At 64.0% G+C, this 17,509-nt stretch carries 20 protein-coding genes and 1 pseudogene; 7 read left to right on the top strand and 14 right to left on the bottom strand.

All coding sequences use genetic code 11. The features are described from left to right. The 14 genes and pseudogenes from X741_RS136720 to X741_RS136770 form a co-directional block, all read right to left on the bottom strand. The coding region (locus X741_RS136720; RefSeq protein ID WP_023780976.1) for a terminase gpA endonuclease subunit at window positions 1-1,429 on the bottom strand (1,429 nt) is incomplete at its 3' end. A 7-nt stretch (window positions 1,430-1,436) separates the two neighbouring features. Then, the gene (locus X741_RS00275; protein ID WP_156937981.1) at window positions 1,437-2,036 is read right to left on the bottom strand and encodes a winged helix-turn-helix domain-containing protein; all 600 of its coding nucleotides are present in this window, start codon (window positions 2,034-2,036) and stop codon (window positions 1,437-1,439) included. Between the two features lie 253 nt (window positions 2,037-2,289). Further along, the gene (locus X741_RS136725; RefSeq protein ID WP_023780974.1) at window positions 2,290-2,652 is read right to left on the bottom strand and encodes a hypothetical protein; all 363 of its coding nucleotides are present in this window, start codon (window positions 2,650-2,652) and stop codon (window positions 2,290-2,292) included. Window positions 2,653-3,934: 1,282 nt separating this feature from the next. Beyond that, complete coding sequence (locus X741_RS1000000171615) at window positions 3,935-6,535, bottom strand: phage/plasmid primase, P4 family (RefSeq protein WP_156937980.1); 2,601 nt, start codon at window positions 6,533-6,535, stop codon at window positions 3,935-3,937. A gap of 293 nt (window positions 6,536-6,828) precedes the next feature. Continuing rightward, window positions 6,829-7,209, bottom strand: a pseudogene (locus X741_RS1000000171610) (hypothetical protein); the annotation flags it as partial. A gap of 4 nt (window positions 7,210-7,213) precedes the next feature. After that, a complete protein-coding gene (locus tag X741_RS136740; protein WP_023780970.1) occupies window positions 7,214-7,555 on the bottom strand; it encodes a hypothetical protein in 342 nt (113 codons plus the stop codon). Next, a complete protein-coding gene (locus X741_RS136745) occupies window positions 7,555-8,601 on the bottom strand; it encodes a DNA methyltransferase (protein WP_023780969.1) in 1,047 nt (348 codons plus the stop codon). Before X741_RS136745 ends, X741_RS136740 begins: the two co-directional genes overlap by 1 nt. 126 nt (window positions 8,602-8,727) lie before the next feature. Then, window positions 8,728-10,191, bottom strand: a complete 1,464-nt coding sequence (locus X741_RS136750) for a hypothetical protein (protein WP_023780968.1) — start codon at window positions 10,189-10,191, stop codon at window positions 8,728-8,730. Then, complete coding sequence (locus X741_RS1000000167755; protein WP_023780967.1) at window positions 10,188-10,652, bottom strand: GcrA family cell cycle regulator; 465 nt, start codon at window positions 10,650-10,652, stop codon at window positions 10,188-10,190. The genes X741_RS136750 and X741_RS1000000167755 overlap by 4 nt, the downstream gene beginning before the upstream one ends. Beyond that, entirely contained in the window at window positions 10,649-11,119 is a 471-nt protein-coding gene (locus tag X741_RS136755; RefSeq protein ID WP_023780966.1) for a hypothetical protein, read from the bottom strand. Before X741_RS136755 ends, X741_RS1000000167755 begins: the two co-directional genes overlap by 4 nt. Further along, window positions 11,119-12,372, bottom strand: a complete 1,254-nt coding sequence (locus tag X741_RS0136370) for a primase-helicase zinc-binding domain-containing protein (RefSeq protein WP_023780965.1) — start codon at window positions 12,370-12,372, stop codon at window positions 11,119-11,121. The genes X741_RS136755 and X741_RS0136370 overlap by 1 nt, the downstream gene beginning before the upstream one ends. Further along, entirely contained in the window at window positions 12,369-12,959 is a 591-nt protein-coding gene (locus tag X741_RS136760; RefSeq protein WP_023780964.1) for a DUF1643 domain-containing protein, read from the bottom strand. The genes X741_RS0136370 and X741_RS136760 overlap by 4 nt, the downstream gene beginning before the upstream one ends. Then, window positions 12,960-13,442 carry a hypothetical protein gene (locus tag X741_RS136765; RefSeq protein ID WP_245272812.1) on the bottom strand — a complete coding sequence of 161 codons (483 nt, stop codon included), beginning with the start codon at window positions 13,440-13,442 and terminating at the stop codon, window positions 12,960-12,962. A 141-nt stretch (window positions 13,443-13,583) separates the two neighbouring features. Then, window positions 13,584-13,991 (bottom strand): helix-turn-helix transcriptional regulator, encoded by a 408-nt coding sequence (locus tag X741_RS136770; protein ID WP_280940360.1) that lies wholly within the window; start codon window positions 13,989-13,991, stop codon window positions 13,584-13,586. Window positions 13,992-14,057: 66 nt separating this feature from the next. On the opposite strand from X741_RS136770, the gene X741_RS00330 reads away from it, so the two are divergent. The 7 genes from X741_RS00330 to X741_RS136790 form a co-directional block, all read left to right on the top strand. Further along, window positions 14,058-14,441 carry a helix-turn-helix transcriptional regulator gene (locus X741_RS00330; protein WP_198024022.1) on the top strand — a complete coding sequence of 128 codons (384 nt, stop codon included), beginning with the start codon at window positions 14,058-14,060 and terminating at the stop codon, window positions 14,439-14,441. A gap of 380 nt (window positions 14,442-14,821) precedes the next feature. Continuing rightward, complete coding sequence (locus X741_RS1000000170625) at window positions 14,822-15,034, top strand: Arc family DNA-binding protein (RefSeq protein WP_198024021.1); 213 nt, start codon at window positions 14,822-14,824, stop codon at window positions 15,032-15,034. A 137-nt stretch (window positions 15,035-15,171) separates the two neighbouring features. Next, complete coding sequence (locus X741_RS1000000170215) at window positions 15,172-15,342, top strand: hypothetical protein (protein WP_023780959.1); 171 nt, start codon at window positions 15,172-15,174, stop codon at window positions 15,340-15,342. Further along, entirely contained in the window at window positions 15,339-15,914 is a 576-nt protein-coding gene (locus X741_RS136775) for a hypothetical protein (protein WP_156937977.1), read from the top strand. The genes X741_RS1000000170215 and X741_RS136775 overlap by 4 nt, the downstream gene beginning before the upstream one ends. Window positions 15,915-16,257: 343 nt before the next feature. Next, window positions 16,258-16,626 (top strand): hypothetical protein, encoded by a 369-nt coding sequence (locus X741_RS136780; RefSeq protein ID WP_198024020.1) that lies wholly within the window; start codon window positions 16,258-16,260, stop codon window positions 16,624-16,626. Beyond that, window positions 16,626-17,030, top strand: a complete 405-nt coding sequence (locus X741_RS136785) for a hypothetical protein (RefSeq protein WP_023780955.1) — start codon at window positions 16,626-16,628, stop codon at window positions 17,028-17,030. The genes X741_RS136780 and X741_RS136785 overlap by 1 nt, the downstream gene beginning before the upstream one ends. Beyond that, the coding region (locus X741_RS136790; protein WP_023780954.1) for a hypothetical protein at window positions 17,027-17,509 on the top strand (483 nt) is incomplete at its 3' end. The genes X741_RS136785 and X741_RS136790, both read left to right, overlap by 4 nt.

Raw genomic sequence — 17,509 nt, 5'->3', positions numbered from 1 at the left:
CATCGACGCCCTTCAGTGCGAACGTCGCCGGCTTGCCGCGCACCCAGGTGTAGACGATATGGCTGCGATAGCCGCTGTCGACGCCGAACAGGTCGACCGCACGCGTCCGGCCATGCGCATCAGGCCATTGCGTGGTGCGGATCTTCTCCAATCCCAGGAAGGCGCCCCCGTGTGGGTCGGCGGTGCCGCCCTCGATATAGCCGGCGTCGACAATCCAGCTCTGCCGGTCGGGCGCAAAGGCCCGGATCGAATACCAGATGCCGTTCATCTGCACGTCGGCGGCGCCGACCAGCATCAGGCCGGCTGGCGGGATGTGGCCGCGCTTCAGGTCCTTGTCGCGGCGTTCCATCAGCCTGACATGGTCGGGCGCGTCGCCCTTGATGTCGAAAGGCAGGCCGAGCGTCAGGTTTTCGAAGGTCTTGAGCTTCTGCGGGTCGCCATTGGCCTTGACGAAGCGCTCGGCGATCTTGTCCCACGGCACGAAGGGCGAGGTCAGCGCGTCGAAATGGTAGGACGGATAGTCGCCGGGCTTGCTGTCGGTGGCGATCCACCGGCCCTTGCGCATCAGCGCGACTTTTTCGTCGCCATCGACGATCGCGCCGCAGCATGGCGTCGCGTAATAGGCCTTGTAGGGAAAGTTGTCCTCGAATTTGAAGTATTTGCGGTCGAAGACGAAATAGAACGGCTGCGCGCAGTTCGGGCACGGCATGTGCCAGTAGCGCTGGTCGCCGGCCTTGAAATAGGCGTCGATCTTGGACGCGCCCTTGACGGTCGGCGTCGAATTGTAGAGGCGTTTCCACTCGCCCGACATCAGGAACGATTCCTGACGTCCCTCGATCATGCCGATCGGGTCGCCCTGGCCGTCGAGATCGTCAGGGTATTCGTCGACCTCGTCGAGGTAGGCGACCTTGATCGTCTTCGACCGGAGATCCGCCGCCGATGTGGCGATGGCCAGCGTCAGCGAGCCGCCGGGATAGACTTTCGACGTGACGGTCGACGACCCGCCGGCGCGGCTGGTCTGAGGGCGCACCTTGCGCTTGAGCGCCGGGGTCTTGTCAATCGCCAGCGAGAGCTTGTCGCGGTTGAAGTCGGACAGTGCGCCCGATGTCGGCTGGACGATCATGACCCGGCAAGGGTCCTGGTCGATCATATGGCCGACCGCCGCAAGGATCAGCGTGGTGAAGCCGGTCTGCGCGCTCTTGCGGATGGCGATTTCATTGACGCCCGAATCCATCGACAGCATGTCGAGCGGTTCGATGATGTAGGGCGTCAGCGAGGCGTCCCATGGTTCGCCCGACTTCGGCCCGTCCGGCACGATCAGGTTGGCCATCGCCCAGGCGGACGGCAGCGCCCGGTCGGGCGGCATGATGAGTGCCGCCAGGGCGCCGGCGACAACCGCCAGCGCCGAGCGCTTGAACGCCAGCTTCATGAAAATCCTAGTCGTTGTCGCCGAGGTCGAATTCGGTGGCGCCGGTTTCCTCGTCGCTCCGGCCTTCGCCGGCGATCAGGGTCAGCGCCTCGCCGGCCTTGCGGCGCAGCTGGTGCTCGATCTCGCGCAGCTTGCGGCGCATGGCCGGCTCGCCTTCCTTTGCGGCGGTCATCAGGTCCGGCGCGAAGGTGGCGAGTTGGCCGAGCGAGCGCACGATCGCCTCGCCGGCCTTGACCATCGCCAGTTCGACGGACTTGACCGGCAAGAGGTTGCCGAGCCGTTCGTTGACGTCGAGCGCCGAGCGGCGGGCTTCCCACTGCGCCTTTTCGGTCTGCGCGTCGCGCATCGCGCTCGGCGGTTCGGTGCGGTCGGACTTCTGCGTCTCGGCAGCCTGTTCGCGGAAGGCGTCGCCGGCAACGCCGACCGCCTTGTCGTAAGCGGCCAGATCCACCAGGCGCTCGCGGCCATGGCGACGCGTTGTCACCAGGCCCTCGCGTTCGTAGCGGTCGACCCGCTTTTTGACCGCAACCTTGCTGACGCCCTTGATGACAGCGATTTCCGACAGCGACTTCCAGACGCATTCCGGCATCAACGGTGCGCTGGTCACAGGCATTCCTCGGTAAACCGTTTACCCGCCATCGTTAACATCGTTAACCCGGTTTTCCGGCATGTCTGACTAGCAAACCCTCGCACTACCGCCGTCCCGCATAGGGTTTGAGGCGGGGAAGGACCCGTGACGGGGGGAGGTGCCGGGCGCGCGGCGGGGTGCCGAAACGAGAACACCCCGCGACCGGTTTGCGGTGGCGGGGTGTTCGATGCTTTTTATCCGTGACAAGACATCCACCAAATCACAGTCGCAGTCAAGCGGGTGTCTTTGCCTTTTTGTTGAACAGCTTGAACCATGAGGGGAAGCGCAGGGCCATGGCTGCATCGGCCCTGTCCTGCTGTGCCTTGAGCAGCACCGCATTGCCGACGAGATCGGGCAGCACGCGCGACGTAGGCATGGGCGTCAGCCATGGTGCGGCGGGTATGGTGCAGGGCAGCATGAGCACGTCCTGCATCTGGTGCGCGACAGCGTCGAACACCATGGTCAACGATGACAGCCATATCTCATGCTCGGCCCTGGCGATGATGGCGTTGACCGGATCGGGATCAAGGTAAGGCTTACGATAGGCATCGGGGTCCGGGCGACGCGACTTGGAGTTCCATCCGTTCAGCTCCACACGATGCGGCTCTGTCCTGTCGCTACCATCAGGATTGNTGATGACAGCCATATCTCATGCTCGGCCCTGGCGATGATGGCGTTGACCGGATCGGGATCAAGGTAAGGCTTACGATAGGCAGCGGGGTCCGGGCGACGCGACTTGGAGTTCCATCCGTTCAGCTCCACACGATGCGGCTCTGTCCTGTCGCTGCCATCGGGATTGGTGCCGACTATGGTGTCGACCATCCTCGCCACAAACCACTTCTCCTGCCCATTGCCGAATGCCTCGAACTGTTCGGACGTATCGTCGAGCTGCATCGCATCCCCATCCCAGCCCATCACCGCACGGCGGATGATCAGTTCGGACGGCTTGAGCCTAAGCATCACCCTGCCCTGCCCATCATCGCTGGTCATGCGCCGCCAGGCATCGCTGACCGCCTTGGCGCCGAGGCCGCCGAAGCGGTCGAGCTCGGGCGCCGGGCGCCAATCCTCTGGCAGGTCCAGCGCATAACCGTCCAGCGCCATCACCGCATCGCCGATCATCTGCGCATCCTCGCAGGGCCAGCTGTCGGCCGAGAAGTCAGGCACGGCACCAAAGGCGTTGACGCCGAACGCATCGACCAGCGACAGCAGTTCGGCGAAACGCCCGGTGCTGTCCCAGCCGCCGGCCATCGCCATCGGTCCGTCCTGTCGCCTCGGCACCTTCGGCAACTCGTCGCGCCACGCCCAGGCGATGACATCCTCGACCGGCCCGCTGCGTTTTCCCTGCGCATTTCGGCTCAACGGGCGGTTCTTGCTGGTCACAAAGCCCATTTCGGCACTATCGGCACTGTTTTTCATCATCTGCACTTTCGTTCGAGTAGAATAAACCCTTGCTTTCGCGAGCAAATNTTGCGGCTCAACGGGCGGTTCTTGCTGGTCACAAAGCCCATTTCGGCACTATCGGCACTGTTTTTCATCATCTGCACTTTCGTTCGAGTGGATAAAACCTTGCTTTCGCAAGCAAATTAACGATCAAAAACACGCAAGTGCAGGAAGTGCGGGAAAACGCCGATAACGCATAGGACAGAAGCCGCTTGCCCCTATCCCCTTGGCCAAGCCCTCACATGCGGCACATCGAAAACACCTGCACTTGCGGCACTTCCGGCACAACTCCATGATTTCCCTATCCCTTTGACAGTGTCGATGACGCGGCGAGAATGGCGGATCGGCACTAGCGGCACTGCGAAAGAGTGCCGACAGGCGCGGTATCAGCCATCGCAGCGCGAAGCTTGACCAAGGGGACAAGGGAAGACGACGCGTCACGGGATCTTGCCCTCGCGCGTCAGGCGCTCGATCAGATCGATGCGCATGCCGATCCATCGCATGAACGGGATCGCCATCGAGTTGCCGTAAGCCTTGTATTGCGGACCGTCAGGAGCGACCGGCTTGCCGCGCCAGGGAATGCGGCAATGATCGTCGGGGAAACCCTGCAACCGCGCGCATTTATGCGGCATCAGTCGCCTGACCACCGCGCTGGTATCCAGCGCCAAGGCGCCAGCGCCGCCGCCATTATTTCCGCCCTGCGCCGACAACGAAGGAAAGACGTCGAGCGGCCCTACGCATCGATCGCCTTGATGGTCTGTGGTCTGTATCGCACCACCAAAGGCAACCAGCGGCGTGCCTCGACCTGTCCCGTCTTCGCTGGCATCAAAGCCTTCGCCGCGCAGTGTATGGGCGACGTGCAAGCCTCGATTGCCATGCGCGCCACCGGTATCAAGCGTGGCGAATACCTCATCCCCGCAAGCCAGGTTTTGGCCGTCAAAGCCGATCAAGGCATGTGGTTTGTCGCCGCCACCCGACGATGCCCGCACAGTGTCGGCGACCTGGTCGCCTAGTTCGGCTGTTCCGCCGCCTTCCCTGCCCCTAAGCGCAACGCCAAGTGCAGATCTTCCGGCAATTCCTTGCCTAGCTGTTCGACGCGGCGCAGGATTCCCCTGCATGCCTTCGGGCTCAAGAAGTACCGCCGCGGCACGTCTCCAGTCTCCAAGATATCCGACAACGACGACACGCTTCCGTCGCTGTGGGACGGCACGAGCGTAGCCGTCCACTCGGATATATTGAGCGTCAAGCACGCGCCACGCGATCCCGTAGGATGCAGCGATTCCCGCAACGATGCCGGCACCGCGCCAGCCGCCGACGGGGACGCTGATCGATCGCCCTGTGAGGAAGCCCAGAAAGTCAGCAAAGTCTCGTCCGGCGGCGCTGGAGAAGACGCCGGGCACATTTTCCCAGACGACCCAGCGGGCGCCAAGGCGCTTAGCCAGGCGGACATACTCAAGGGCAAGGTTGCCGCGTGGATCATCCAAGCCGAGACGCTTTCCAGCGACGGAGAAGGATTGGCAGGGCGTCCCGCCGACGAGTAGGTCGACAGGTCCAGCGTCGCCTGGGATGGTGGTGAAATCGCCATGGTTCGGCACTCCGTTCTTGGAAAGCGGCTCGCCCGGCAGGTTCGAGCCATAGTGATGCGCCAGCACGGCGGACGGGAACGCCTCGATCTCGGAAAAGAATTTCGGCCGCCAGCCGAGCGGTTCCCACGCGACCGAAGCCGCCTCTATGCCGGAACAGACCGAGCCGTAGGTGATCATCGCGGATCCTCCCCATAGCCCTGCCCATGGTCGCCGCCCTGCGACTGCCATTCGATCCTGATGCCGATGCCGCGGTAAAAAGTCTCGCCGTTCGAGCGCGCCTTCTGAAACTGCTTCATCTGCCCGTCCGGCCCTTCGAAGCTGCGCTCGGCCGACTTGGCGAAGCGCTTTTCGAAGGTCGAGCGGTTGAAGGCGAAGACGCCTTCCGACGCCGCGAATTTCTCGAAGGCGTGATAGAGGTCGATCGGCTTTTCCTTGTCGTCTGGATTGCCGGTGACATGGCAGGCCATGCGGATGAATGTGCCGATGGCGTCGCTTTCCTGGCGGTATTCGTTCGACGCCGCGCGCACGCCCTCGGGGATCTCCAGCCCGTGNTGTGCCGATGGCGTCGCTTTCCTGGCGGTATTCGTTCGACGCCGCGCGCACGCCCTCGGGGATCTCCAGCCCGTGGTTGAGATATTCGACGGCGCCTTCGACCATCCATGCGAACACAGCGCCGGCCTCGGCGCGCAGTTTTCGCGGCAGCGCGCGGTCGGTGTCGCCCTCGGCGATCTGCACCGTCCACGGCACCAGCAGCAGGCGGCGCCAGATGCCGTCCGAATCATCATCGATGCGCGGCTTGTGGTTGCCCGACAGCACGATCTTGAAATGCGGGTCGACTTCGAAGAAATCCTTGTGCAGGCGTCGCACCGGGATCTTTTCGCCGCCGGTCAGCGTCTTGATCAGCGCATCCTTGAGCTTGACGCCGGCTTCTGGCTCCGATGCCGCCACCAGCCGCGCGCCTGGTAGCCGCGCCAGGTCAGGCGTCGCCTCGCCGCCGCCGCGCTTGTTGTCGCCGGAGAAGCTGTCGATCGACAGCGTCACCGCATAGTCGCCCATGATGAAGCACAACAGGTCGACGAAGGTCGACTTGCCGTTGCGGCCGGCGCCGTAGAAGAACAGCATCACCTGCTCGATCGTCAGCCCGGTCAGCAGGTAGCCGCAGAAGCGTTTCAGGAACGCACGGATGGTCTGGTCGGGCTGCACCTTGATCAGGAATTTCTTGAACTCCGGCATCTCGGGTTTTGCATCCGCATCCCAATCGGCCTCGACCATCTTGGTGTTGAAATCGCTTTGCCGGTGCTCGCGCAGCCGCGCCTGCCAACGCGTCAGGATGCGCGGATCGTCGGGATCGGATTCCTCGTCCTCGACCTCGACCTGGTGGAATTCGATGGTGCCGTTGCGGCAGTTGACGCTGTAGCGGTCGGTGTTGAGGTCACCCACCTTGCGCGCCATGTAGGGCTGGCCCTCGGCGAGCAGGTTGTTGAGCTTCGACGATCCGGCCGTCGACTTGGCNCCTTGCGCGCCATGTAGGGCTGGCCCTCGGCGAGCAGGTTGTTGAGCTTCGACGATCCGGCCGTCGACTTGGCATGGCGGCGGCGCGAGCCAATGCGGGCGCCAAGCTGGTCGACGATGCGCTTGGCCGCCTCGACCGCCATCTCGTAATCGCGCTTGCGTGCGATGGCGCCGACGTCGGGCAGGCGCCTGCCCTTGTCGGCCTCCGTCCGCGCCATCGCTTCCATCGCCACTTCGCCGGCGGCGATCGTCGCATGCTCGTCGTCGCTCGGCTCGATGATGCCGGCTTCCTTGCGGATCAATTCAGCGGTCTTGTGCGCCAGCTGGCGGATCAGCGATCCGTCCTCGTCTTCCTTCCAGCGCTTGCCGTCGAAGACGTGCCAGCCGATATGCGCCACGCAGATGGCGATATGGCTGGCAGCGCCCGCATGCTCCTTTGCCAAATCGCCGAAACGACGGCGCAAGCGGCGGCCGTTGCCGATGTCGGTTTCCGGCTCGGCGGCACAGGCGGCGAGCAGCGCTTGCTCGGGCGTCGGCTCGCCGTCGCCGTCATCGGGCGGTGGCAGATCATCGTCCGGCAGATCCGGCTGAAAGTCGTCGTCATCCCCCTGCATGCTGTCAGCCGCTCATCCGCCCCATGCGCATGCGTGTCGTCACGCTGCGCAGATATGGCCGTTCCTCCAGCACCGCCGCCGGCCTGCGCCATGACTGCCGTCCGGCGCGCTCGGTGCGATCCTCCTGGCGGAAATTCGACGCCATGCGGTTGATTGCCTGGAACACGCGCAGCCGTTGCGCCGTCGACCGGTCGAAGCGGTGCGCCATGTAGAGATCGTAAAGCTCGGCGCCGCGCTTCATGCGGCGGTTGTTCCAGTCTTTTCGGCATTTCGGCGCGCAGAACTCGCGCCCATGCGCCCGCTCGAACGGCTCGCCGCATTCCAGGCAGGCGTCTAGGCGCGCCATCAGGAAACAGCCTCCAGGCGGGATGCCGGCTCATCAGCAGGCGCTGGCGCATCGTCGGCTTCGTCTTCGCCTGTGCGCGGCTCCAATCCGGCGAGCGCGTCAGCCGAAACGGCCGCCATTTCGCGCGTCATGTTGATGCGCGCCTGCCTGAAATACTTGTCCTTCAGCTCGAAGCCGAGGCCGCGCCGGCCCGACTGCACAGCCGCCCAGACTTCCGAACCGATGCCGAGGAACGGCGTGAAGACGATGTCGCCGGGATTGGACCACAGGTCGATGCAGCGCTCGATGACGTCGAGCTGCAGCGGCGCGATATGCGCCTCGTCGCCGGCGTCCTTCGCCGTCAGATATTGCAGGGTGCGGGATTGGCGGATGTCCATCCACACCGGCGAGGCATAGCGCTGCCAGACCTCGATCGAGAACCAGTTGCGGCTGTCATTGTCGGTGGTGAACTTGGCATAGTCCGGCCGGTCCTTGGCGAAGCCGACATAGCGTTTCAGCGCCCCGGCCACCGGCTCGGGATTGTCGCCCGGCTTGCGGAAGGCGACGATATAGTCGGCCAGCGCCTGGCCAGAAATGGTCGAGTCCTTCACCACCTGCTTGTGGTTGAGCCGGTGCGATTTCGACCGCGCCTGCGCCACCACCGCATCCTTCCAGATGCAGACCTCGGAATGAAAGTGCCAGCCGGCGTCCTGCCAGGCCCGGATCACCTCGCCGCGAAAATCGCGCATGCCGATAAAACCGTCGCGCCGCTTCGATGTCGGCAGCTGCATGACATGCACCGCCTGGATGCGGCCAGGCATGGTGATGCGCAGCATTTCCGAGATCAGGAACTGGTAGTGCTGCCAGAAGGTTTTGCCCTCGGAATTCGACAGATCGCGATCCGAGCCGGAGAATTTATACAGGCCCTCGAAGGGCGGCGAATGCACGCCGAACTGCACGCTGTCGCCCGGCACCGCCCGGATCAGTTCGCAGCTGTCGCCCTGGTAGATGGCGTAGCGGTCGGTGACATCCTGGTCGACGGCTTTTATCGCGGGAAGCTTTTTCATGCGGCGCCGCCTTGCAGGACGGCGCGGCCAGCATCTGTGAGCGACGGTTGGGAGCCGATATAGTCGGTGATCAATCCAGAACCGCGCAAAGCATCAAGGCANCCTGCATTTCACGCGGCGTGATGGTCATGCGAATTCCTCCCAAGCCGGCAGCCGCAACTTCTGTTTCGGCTGATAGTCGTGCCGTTCCAGCGCGGCACCCCGCACCGCGACCGACGACAAATCGGCCATGTGCCGCACCATCGCCGCCGCCATGCGTTCGGCGTCGGCTTCCTTGCGGTCCTGGTTGGCGACGACCGCGCCTTCGGTGTCGGCGGCGATGAAGTCGGCGGTGACGGGCATTTTCTGCCCAAACCGCCAGAAGCGGCGGATCGCCTGGTAGACCTGCTCGAAACTGTCGTTGAGGCCGACGAAGCCGGTGCGGTGGCAGTGCTGCCAGTTCATGCCGAAANCCTGCTCGAAACTGTCGTTGAGGCCGACGAAGCCGGTGCGGTGGCAGTGCTGCCAGTTCATGCCGAAACCGCAGATCGTCGGCTTGGTCACCAGCACGCGGATCTCGCCGCGGCTGAACGCCTTCAGCTTTTCTTCCTTGAAGTCGTCATGGTCCGAGCCGCGCACCTCGACGGCGCCGGGAATGGCCCTGGTGACGCCTTCGGTCTCGGCGTTGAGGTTGCCCCACCAGACGAAGTGGCCGTCCGCCGGCGTCAGTGCCACCGCGCGGGCAATGCGGTGGTCGATCGTCGACTTGCGCGCATGGTTGCGCTCCTGCAGTGTCTTGGCCTCGACCGGCAGCAGCGAGAACTGCCCGGCATCTTCCCAATGCGAACCGGTCTCGACCACATGCAGGCGCTTGGTCAGCGGCGGCAGTTCGTAGCCCTCGTCGGAATAGCCAAGGTCGGACGGCTTGCGCAGCATCACCGCCCAGGACGCCATCCATGCCCAGAAATCGTTCTCGGCATGGCCCTTCAACCGCCAGTTTCGCGTTTCCGAGCCGTCATGGGTGAAGAACGTCGCCAGCATCGAGAAGTAGGACATCACGCCGAGGAACTCGGCGTGGCTGCCAAGCTCCATGAAATCGTTCGGCGCCGGGGTCGCGGTTGCCGCCAGCCGGAACGGGATCGGCTTGGCGATCTCGATCAGCCGGTTGCGGTAGTGGCCGTCGAAGCTTTTGAGGATCGAGCTTTCGTCGAGCGCGATGCCGCCATAGTTCGACACGTTGAACAGGTCGAGCTTCTGGTAATTGGTGATCGCCGTCTCGTCGACGACACCGTCGCGCGTCACCACGCGGGCGAGCAGATCGTATTTCCGCGCCTCGTCCTCGTGCTGCGGCCCGACCGCCAGCGGCGCGAACAGCAGCACCGGCCTGCCGGTATGGTTGGACACGACGCGCGCCCAGACCAGCTCCATCAGCGTCTTGCCAAGCCCGGTGCCGGCAAAGATCGCCGCCCTGCCCCGGCGCAGCGACCAGCGCACGATGTCGCGCTGGTGCGGGAACAGGAATTCCGGCAATTCCGGCAGCTTGACCAGGCCGCTGGCGACATCGGCCACGCGCTTCTGCGCCAGGAAATCGTGATAGGCCTGCAGCGTCATGCCGCCACCTGCCTGGTGGCGCTGGTCATGTGCCTGCGGCAATAGGGGACCGCGCCGGCATCGGCCGACCGCTCGGCACCGCAGACCGGCATATCCGGCCCGTCAGGTCCAAACGGATCGCCGATGAAATGCAGGCAGCGCTTGGCGGTGACCGCGTCAAGGAAGGCAACCGGCAAAGTTGCTGGCAGATTGGCGGCCGGCACATAGGGCTGCGGCCGTTCGAACACCATCGTCGGCCTCGGCGGGCGCGACGCCGGGCGCCGCGGTGCCTGCTTTTCGCGCTTCGGGCGATCATTGCCGGCCGGCCGCGTCAGCTTGCCGCCATCGCCATGCAGACGGTGGATCTTGCCGATCACGGAATTGCGGCCGCGACCCATCTTGATGCCGATCTGGCTGGCGGAAAAGCCTTCGCCGGTCAGCCTGCGCAGCGTGTCGATCTCGGCCTGTGTCCACTCGCTCATCGTTGATCCCCTATGGAAAAGACGTGGTAGATCGCCGGCGTCCGATGGCTTGCCGGCCTGACTTCCTTGATCAGCCCGCGCCGCATCAGCTTGTGCTGGAATGTCTTGACCGAGGCCGGCGCCACGCCGGCCGCATCGGCCAGCGCCAGCATCGACATCTGCACATTGCCGTTGCCGTCCTTGGCGTGGTCCATCGCTCGGTACAGGCGCAGGGCCGTCACCGTGATGCCGATGCTTGTGGCCACATCGAAATCGCGCGTGGGATCGACAGCCATCGGTGGCGGCTGGTCGATCGGCATCCTTGCCGCCGTTAGAATGCCTTCGAAATGCTTCTGCACGTAGCCGGTGGCGCTCATGCCGGAAGCCTTCGCCGCCTTTTCGATCGCCGCGTTCATGTCGCGGTCGCACTTGACCGAAAAGCGGTAGAGCAGGCCGGCCGGCTCGGGAGACGAAAGCGACACCGCCATCACGCCGCCTCCCCGGCCACAGGCCGCAAGCCCGACCGGGCGTCGCGCCCGATGGCGCGCCCCGCCGGAGCGCCAGCCGCCGCAGGCGGCGATGCGGCGCGTGAGGCAAGGGATTTCAACACATCGTTGAAATCCTGCCCGTCCGGCGCCCAGTCGATCGCCGCATCGTGGCCGGTCAGTTCGAACCGGTTGCGGGCGCGCAGCATCGCCGCCTGCGTGGTGAAGCGGTCGCTGTCGCTGTCGCCGAGCAGGATCAGCTTTTCGAAATCGTCGGCCGGGATCTGCAGGCAGTCCGTGTCGGACAGGTCGGGCTCATGGCCGCCGACCTTCTGGCGCCGCTGGCGGCCGATCCGGTCGGTCAGCATCAGCGACGGATGCGGGATCATCTCGGCCGCCTTGCCGGCGATGTTGCCGATGTTGATGCCGACCCAGAGCGCCGGCTTTGCGAGATAACCGGCATGCGCGCTGGCCTGCATCTCGGCCCAGGACAGCACCGTCTCGATGCCCTCGCCTAGCGCCAATCGGAGCGCGTCAGCCCCGTCGCGCAGCACGATTTTGCCGCCCTTTTGCGACCCCTCGACCTTCTTGGCGTCCAGCGTGTCATCGCCGGCGGGATCGGCAATCGCCGCCTTGCCGTTCGGCCGCGACAGGTCCAGCCAGGTGCGATGCACGCCGATGAAATGGCCATCCGGCCCGGTGATCGCGGCCAGCATCGCCGGCCCGCTATGGATCACCTTGAACTCGTCACCCGCCTTGGCGCGGTGCCAATAGGCCAGGCTCGACACCTCACGCAGCGCCTTGATGCGCCATGAGGGGAAAGGGATGGCGCGCAGCGCAAGATAGTCGCGCACCCAATGGCCGCCGCGTTCCGGCTCGATCGGCGCGCCGTTGCGCCAGATCTTCCACGCGCGCAGCCGGGCCTTTTCGCGCCATTCGTTCTTCTCGTCGTCATTGCGCGCCGGCGCGCGTTTGCCGGTCGCCAGCGGCTTTTCGCCGGTCAGGTGCTCGATCGCGTCGGCAAAGCTGCATTCATGCACATGCTGCACCAGCGCGATCGGATCGCCACCGGCACCCGAGGTGCGGCACAGGAAGACGTTCTTGGCCTTGTCGATCGAAAACCGGTCGCGCCCGCCGCAGAACGGGCACGGCACGCCGCGCTCGTCGATCTTGACCGCGTCGGCAGCGCCCAGCGCCAGGGCCACGTCGACGATCGACCGGTCCCTGGCGCGCGCTACGATGTCGGCCGGGATCATGGGCGGAACCTCACCGGTTCGGCTTTGGCTGGCAGATAAAGCGGATGCTTGGGATGGCCGTCCTTGGTCATGCCGAGCGCGAACCGCTCGCGGTCGCCGATCCATCCGAGCGCCGTCTCATCCTGGCCAAGATGACCGCCGTGGGCGCCCCACGCGCAGATGATCTTGCCGACCGGATAATCCCTGGTCATGACGTGGTCGAAGGCGCCTTGATTGCCCTCACCGACCGGATCGTCATTGTGATTGAGCGACAGCAGCGCGCGCGGATCGGTGGCGCGATAGGCAAACAGGTTGAGGACTTCCATGCGGTCATAGCCCCATGCGCGGGCAAAGCCGACGCAGCGACGAATGGTAGGATCGTCATCATTCGCATCGGCGGTCGACGGGTTGAGCATGATGAACACGCACGCCTTCGGATCGCCCAGCTGCGCGCCGGCACCGTCAAGAACGGGCTTGCCACGATCGTCAGTCCACATCGACCATTGCGCCGGCTCGGGATGCAGGCGCCATTCGCGCCACAGCCGATAGCGATACGTGCCGCAACGCGACAGTTGCGCGCCCTTCGACACATAATCGAGGCGCGTCATCTACTTCGCGCCTCCGACAACGCTCAAGCCGCCGACGCGCGCGCTTGCGGCGGCGAGCCGCAGTTCGGAAACGGCGCGCTCCAGCACCGAGCACTGGCGATCGATGCCGGCGGCCTCGGCGGGCGTCAGCCTGCCGTCGGCGAAGGCCAGCGCGCCCTTGGCCATCAGCTCGCCGGCCTGCACCACCACCTCGGCGTGGCTTGCCATCATCGATGCGTTGGCGAGTTCGCCGGCATCGACCGTGTCAGCGAGGCGCCTGCCATTGAGCTCGGCCATCACCGCCGTCACCAGCGGCATCGAGCAGTCGGCCTCGAGCTGTATCACCGCCGAAAGCGGCATCAGGTCGGGATAGCCGTCATTGTTCCAGCGGCCGACCTCGGTTTTCGAGGCCGAGCACTTTTCGCCGGCGCGGATGATGCCGCCGCAACGCTCGATCAGGTCGCGCTGTGCCGCCTTCAACCGATAAAACCAGGCAGTAGGCATGGTCATCTCCATCGATAGTCCCCCTCGCAAGGCTTTGTTTTTTCCCCCACCGGGAAATCCCGGCGGTGTTTCCCGTGGCGGGAAGGCAGTGGTCGTCATTAATTTAGCGATGTCTAATTCAAGGAGGTTCGCATGCCCCGTTCATTGGTCCGCCGTTTCATGGATCGCATTAGAGGTTTGGCCGGTCCCGGCCTGGGAGGCATTGGGTCTAACGGGACCGGCCGCGACACCGTCGAGGGGCTTGGCGGCGTCGAAATCATCAGAGTTGCCGGCGGCGGCCCGCTGCGGCTCACCGACCGCTTCAGCCGCGAGCGGCACCTCGAAAAACCAGCCATCGTTCCAGTCGATCTTGCGCGCGAGGGCGGCTTCGCGGATCGCCCGCATGTCGTCGAGTGACGGCGCAACGCCAGCCTCCCAGCGCGACACGGTTCCCTGGGTCACGCCGGCCAGAGCTGCGAGCTCGGCCTGGGTCACCCCAAACACATGGCAGCGAATATGTCGGATAGCACTCATAGCGACGCATATTATGCGCAAACGGATAGTTCGCAAGCGGAAAATTATGCGCAAGCGGATTTTTCTTTATCCGCGATGGGGACTAGCGTCCGGCGCATGAAGATGGACGACAAGATCCGCGCCATCATGGCGGAGACGCAGTGGCGCCAGCAGCAGCTGGCCGAGATGCTCGATGTCGGTCAGTCGACAGTCAATCGCTGGCTCGCCGGATCGGAGCCGCGCGGCGATCGGCGCGACCGCATCAACGAACTCTATGAGAGGGTTGTGGAAAACAGCAAAACAGCTGGCGACAGGCCGATCCGCGGCGAACCGGAAATCCTGGCGGTGCTGCAGCGGATAGAAGGCCTCACGGCAAAAGACATAGAGATTGCCTTTGGCGTGATATCGAACGCCCTGAAGGTCAGTTCGGTCGGATCAGCACCATCTGGTGCTGATGATCGATCTCAACCCGCCACTCCCCGCCGTGAATCATCGCCATCGCGTTAGCGATTGACGCGGCATCGCGCTCGATGCGGACGGCCGGATCAAACGGCCATACGCCCATTGCGATAGCTCGCAACTTTTCCAGTGCCTCTTCGCCACGCGTTTTGTCACGTGGCATGTAGTGGATCATTTCTGACTTCCCGAGCCGCGACCGACGCAATTAGGAACAATTTCCTTCCCCCTTGTCAACACCGCCAATACTTAGAAGGCGTGCCATTTTGGTACGACTGTACGATTACAACCTTATGTCTAGAGTTAACAGGATATATCAACCTGTAATAATGTCCCTGTGGATAGCGGGGACAACATATAGCATGTATGGGGCATTTGTAGCACTGGTGGACCGATTTCCGGCTGCGCGGTTTTCGGCCATAAGTCGGGCAATGCCGAAACAACCCCGCCCCACCGTCCACATTCGTCTATCGCCTGACCTGGTGCGACTGCTCAAGGTCACTGCAGCCGAAGGCGGGCACAGCATGAATGCCGAGATCGTCACGAGACTGGAGCGATCTTTCTCGACCGACGATGCCGACCGCCGCAAAGCGCTCAAGCTGCTTGTCGAGGCGATTTCTATCCTCGACAAGGGCCAGCGATAGGCATGCCGCACGGCCACAGGCGGTAAAACGCAATCCGGCCACGCAAAAGTTTTATCCGTTTGCGCATTTTTCTTTGTTGACTGTTATCCGTTTGCGCATATTATCCGCAACCATTCAACTTGATGGAGCGGCCCCACATGCAATCGCCTGGTCCTTTCGATCCGCTGACCCTGCGTCAGGAACTGATCTCCGAACTCGAGGGCTGCGGCTTCGATGTCGGCCACGGCGCCAACGCCAACTGGCGCGACGACCTTTCTGACGACGAACTGCGTGCAGCCATCGCCCGTTTGAACAGCGAGGCCGCATGATGGATACGTTTCATGTCGGCACCGCCGCACCATCCACCAGACCCGGTCAGCGTTTTTCCGACGCCCGCCGCGCCGAGCATCCGGAGGCTATGCGCATCCGCGATCCCCGCGCCGTCGAACTCGCCGGAGCGCTGGCCGAGATCGCCGGCTGCGGCAACGGCGCCACCGAAAGCGATCTGTCGGTGCTCGGCTTTTCCGTCGGCGAGATCATCGCGCATCTGCCGGAAGCCAAACTGATCCTCGCCGAAACCTTCGTGCGCGAACTGGCGCCCAGCGGCGACCGCATGCAACAGATCATCGAAAAGGCGCTTGCCTCGGCCGTGCACCTGATGCCGGTCACCGGCGGTCTTGACGGTCCCAGCCAGGACATCGCCCGCATCGAGTGGCAGCGCTATTGTCAGGCCCGTGCCGCATTCAAGCTTGATCCCTGGTGGTCACAGTCCGAACGCGCGCTGGTCGCGCTCAAGACATTCCTGCGCCGCCTGCCGCTGCTCGAGCGCGAGGCCAACCGCGTCATTTACGCCATCGCCGCCGAACAGAAGGCGAGCGTACAGCGCGGAGAGCACGCATGAACGTGGCCGACCATTCCACCTGGAAGCAGACGATCTCCGGCCGCGCCTTCCCGATGACCGCCTTCACCGCGCTCGACATCGACCTGTTCGGCGACGTCGCCGAGGGCCTGGCGCGCATCTGCCGCTTCGGCGGCGCCGTGCCGGGCAACCCCTATTCGGTGGCGCAGCACTGCGTCGTCGGCGCCGATGCCGCGCTGGAAGAAACCCGCGATGCCAACGTCGCGGCCTATTTCCTGTTGCACGACGCGCATGAATTCGTCTTCGGCGACATGACNAAACCCGCGATGCCAACGTCGCGGCCTATTTCCTGTTGCACGACGCGCATGAATTCGTCTTCGGCGACATGACCACGCCGGTTGCGAAGTGGCTATCGACGATCGCCAACGAACTGTTTGGCGGCGCGGCCAACAGCATGGTCGAAACCCTGATCGCCACCGCCAAGGCTCGGCTCGACATGGTGATCTGGCGCGCCGCCGGCATGCCGCCGCCGGCCAGGACCTATCGCGCGGTGATCGCCGATTTCGACCTGCGCATGCTGGCGACCGAGCAGCGGCAGCTTTTGATGCCGGCGCCGAAAAGCTGGGGCAAGTCCATCGACGCCGCCAAGCCGATCCAGATGCGCGGCCGGCTGACGGCATGGCCGGTAGCTAGGGCTGCGGACGAATACCGCGACCGGCTGGCGCGCCTTTGCCCCAACGCCAGGAGGGTTTGATGGACGATCTGACGATCGACGACATCGACGTGATCTCTAGCCGGATCACTAGGGATATGGACAGTCTGTCGCGCGACGAAGCGAATGAGGCAATCCGCAGCTCGGCGCATTGGCCGAAGATTTATGAAGACCTCATCGCGGCGGCGATCGCCGAGGACGAGGTCGCCGATATCGAGGACTTCACCAAGCTTGAGGAAGCGAACGAAGCTCTTTCCGAAGAGAACAGAGAACTTTTGACCGGCCGCGCCGATATCGCCGACCGATTGCAGGAAGCCATCGCGGCCGGCCGCGTCGACGACGCCATGGAAATGCTGCGCGATGCTTTCCCCGGTCACCAATTCCTCTCGCCGGCCGCCGAAAAGATGCTGGCAGGCATCCGTGGTCAGGGGACGTTGGCGCTATGACAACCATAAAATTTTCCGTCGCCGCCTTCGCCGAAGCCGCCAAAGCCATCCGCAACATTCCCGGCGGCTCGCGCAACATCGAGATCCTCGACCATGCCAGGCTGGAGGTCGGCAAGAAGAAACTGACCTTGACCATGTCGGACCTGGACATCGAAGCCTGCGCCACCATTGCCTGCGAGGGCGCAGCGACCATCGCCGCCATCCCGCGCGCCGTGCTGGAATTCTTCATCGCCCGTGATGGCAGCGGCGACGATGCCGGCACGCTCGACTTCGATGCCGACATGAAGACCGTCGTCGCCCGCTGCGGCAAGGGCCGGCTGACCATGCCGGTGCTGCCCGGTGCCGATTTCTTTCTGATCGGCGCCGAGGCGAAGGACTGGTCGTTTTCGCTGCGCGCCAACGAATTGATCGATCTGCTGCGCACCTGCGAGAAGGCGATGGATGAAACCCGCCACTACATCCAGGGCGTTCTGCTGCAC

It is taken from the genome of Mesorhizobium sp. LNHC221B00 (genome assembly GCF_000502935.1).
In the GTDB taxonomy this organism is placed as follows: Bacteria; Pseudomonadota; Alphaproteobacteria; order Rhizobiales; family Rhizobiaceae; genus Mesorhizobium; species Mesorhizobium opportunistum.
This window is presented reverse-complemented; position numbering and strand designations above follow the sequence as displayed.

Excerpts from the sequence above, each read along its gene's own strand:
- X741_RS136740 (WP_023780970.1), bottom strand. The coding sequence starts at position 7,555 with ATGGCGCGCCTAGACGCCTGCCTGGAATGCGGCGAGCCGTTCGAGCGG.
- X741_RS136745 (WP_023780969.1), bottom strand. The coding sequence starts at position 8,601 with ATGAAAAAGCTTCCCGCGATAAAAGCCGTCGACCAGGATGTCACCGAC.
- X741_RS1000000167755 (WP_023780967.1), bottom strand. The coding sequence starts at position 10,652 with ATGAGCGAGTGGACACAGGCCGAGATCGACACGCTGCGCAGGCTGACC.
- X741_RS136755 (WP_023780966.1), bottom strand. The coding sequence starts at position 11,119 with ATGGCGGTGTCGCTTTCGTCTCCCGAGCCGGCCGGCCTGCTCTACCGC.
- X741_RS0136370 (WP_023780965.1), bottom strand. The coding sequence starts at position 12,372 with ATGATCCCGGCCGACATCGTAGCGCGCGCCAGGGACCGGTCGATCGTC.
- X741_RS136760 (WP_023780964.1), bottom strand. The coding sequence starts at position 12,959 with ATGACGCGCCTCGATTATGTGTCGAAGGGCGCGCAACTGTCGCGTTGC.
- X741_RS136765 (WP_245272812.1), bottom strand. The coding sequence starts at position 13,442 with ATGCCTACTGCCTGGTTTTATCGGTTGAAGGCGGCACAGCGCGACCTG.
- X741_RS00330 (WP_198024022.1), top strand. The coding sequence starts at position 14,058 with ATGGACGACAAGATCCGCGCCATCATGGCGGAGACGCAGTGGCGCCAG.
- X741_RS1000000170625 (WP_198024021.1), top strand. The coding sequence starts at position 14,822 with ATGCCGAAACAACCCCGCCCCACCGTCCACATTCGTCTATCGCCTGAC.
- X741_RS1000000170215 (WP_023780959.1), top strand. The coding sequence starts at position 15,172 with ATGCAATCGCCTGGTCCTTTCGATCCGCTGACCCTGCGTCAGGAACTG.
- X741_RS136775 (WP_156937977.1), top strand. The coding sequence starts at position 15,339 with ATGATGGATACGTTTCATGTCGGCACCGCCGCACCATCCACCAGACCC.
- X741_RS136780 (WP_198024020.1), top strand. The coding sequence starts at position 16,258 with ATGACCACGCCGGTTGCGAAGTGGCTATCGACGATCGCCAACGAACTG.
- X741_RS136785 (WP_023780955.1), top strand. The coding sequence starts at position 16,626 with ATGGACGATCTGACGATCGACGACATCGACGTGATCTCTAGCCGGATC.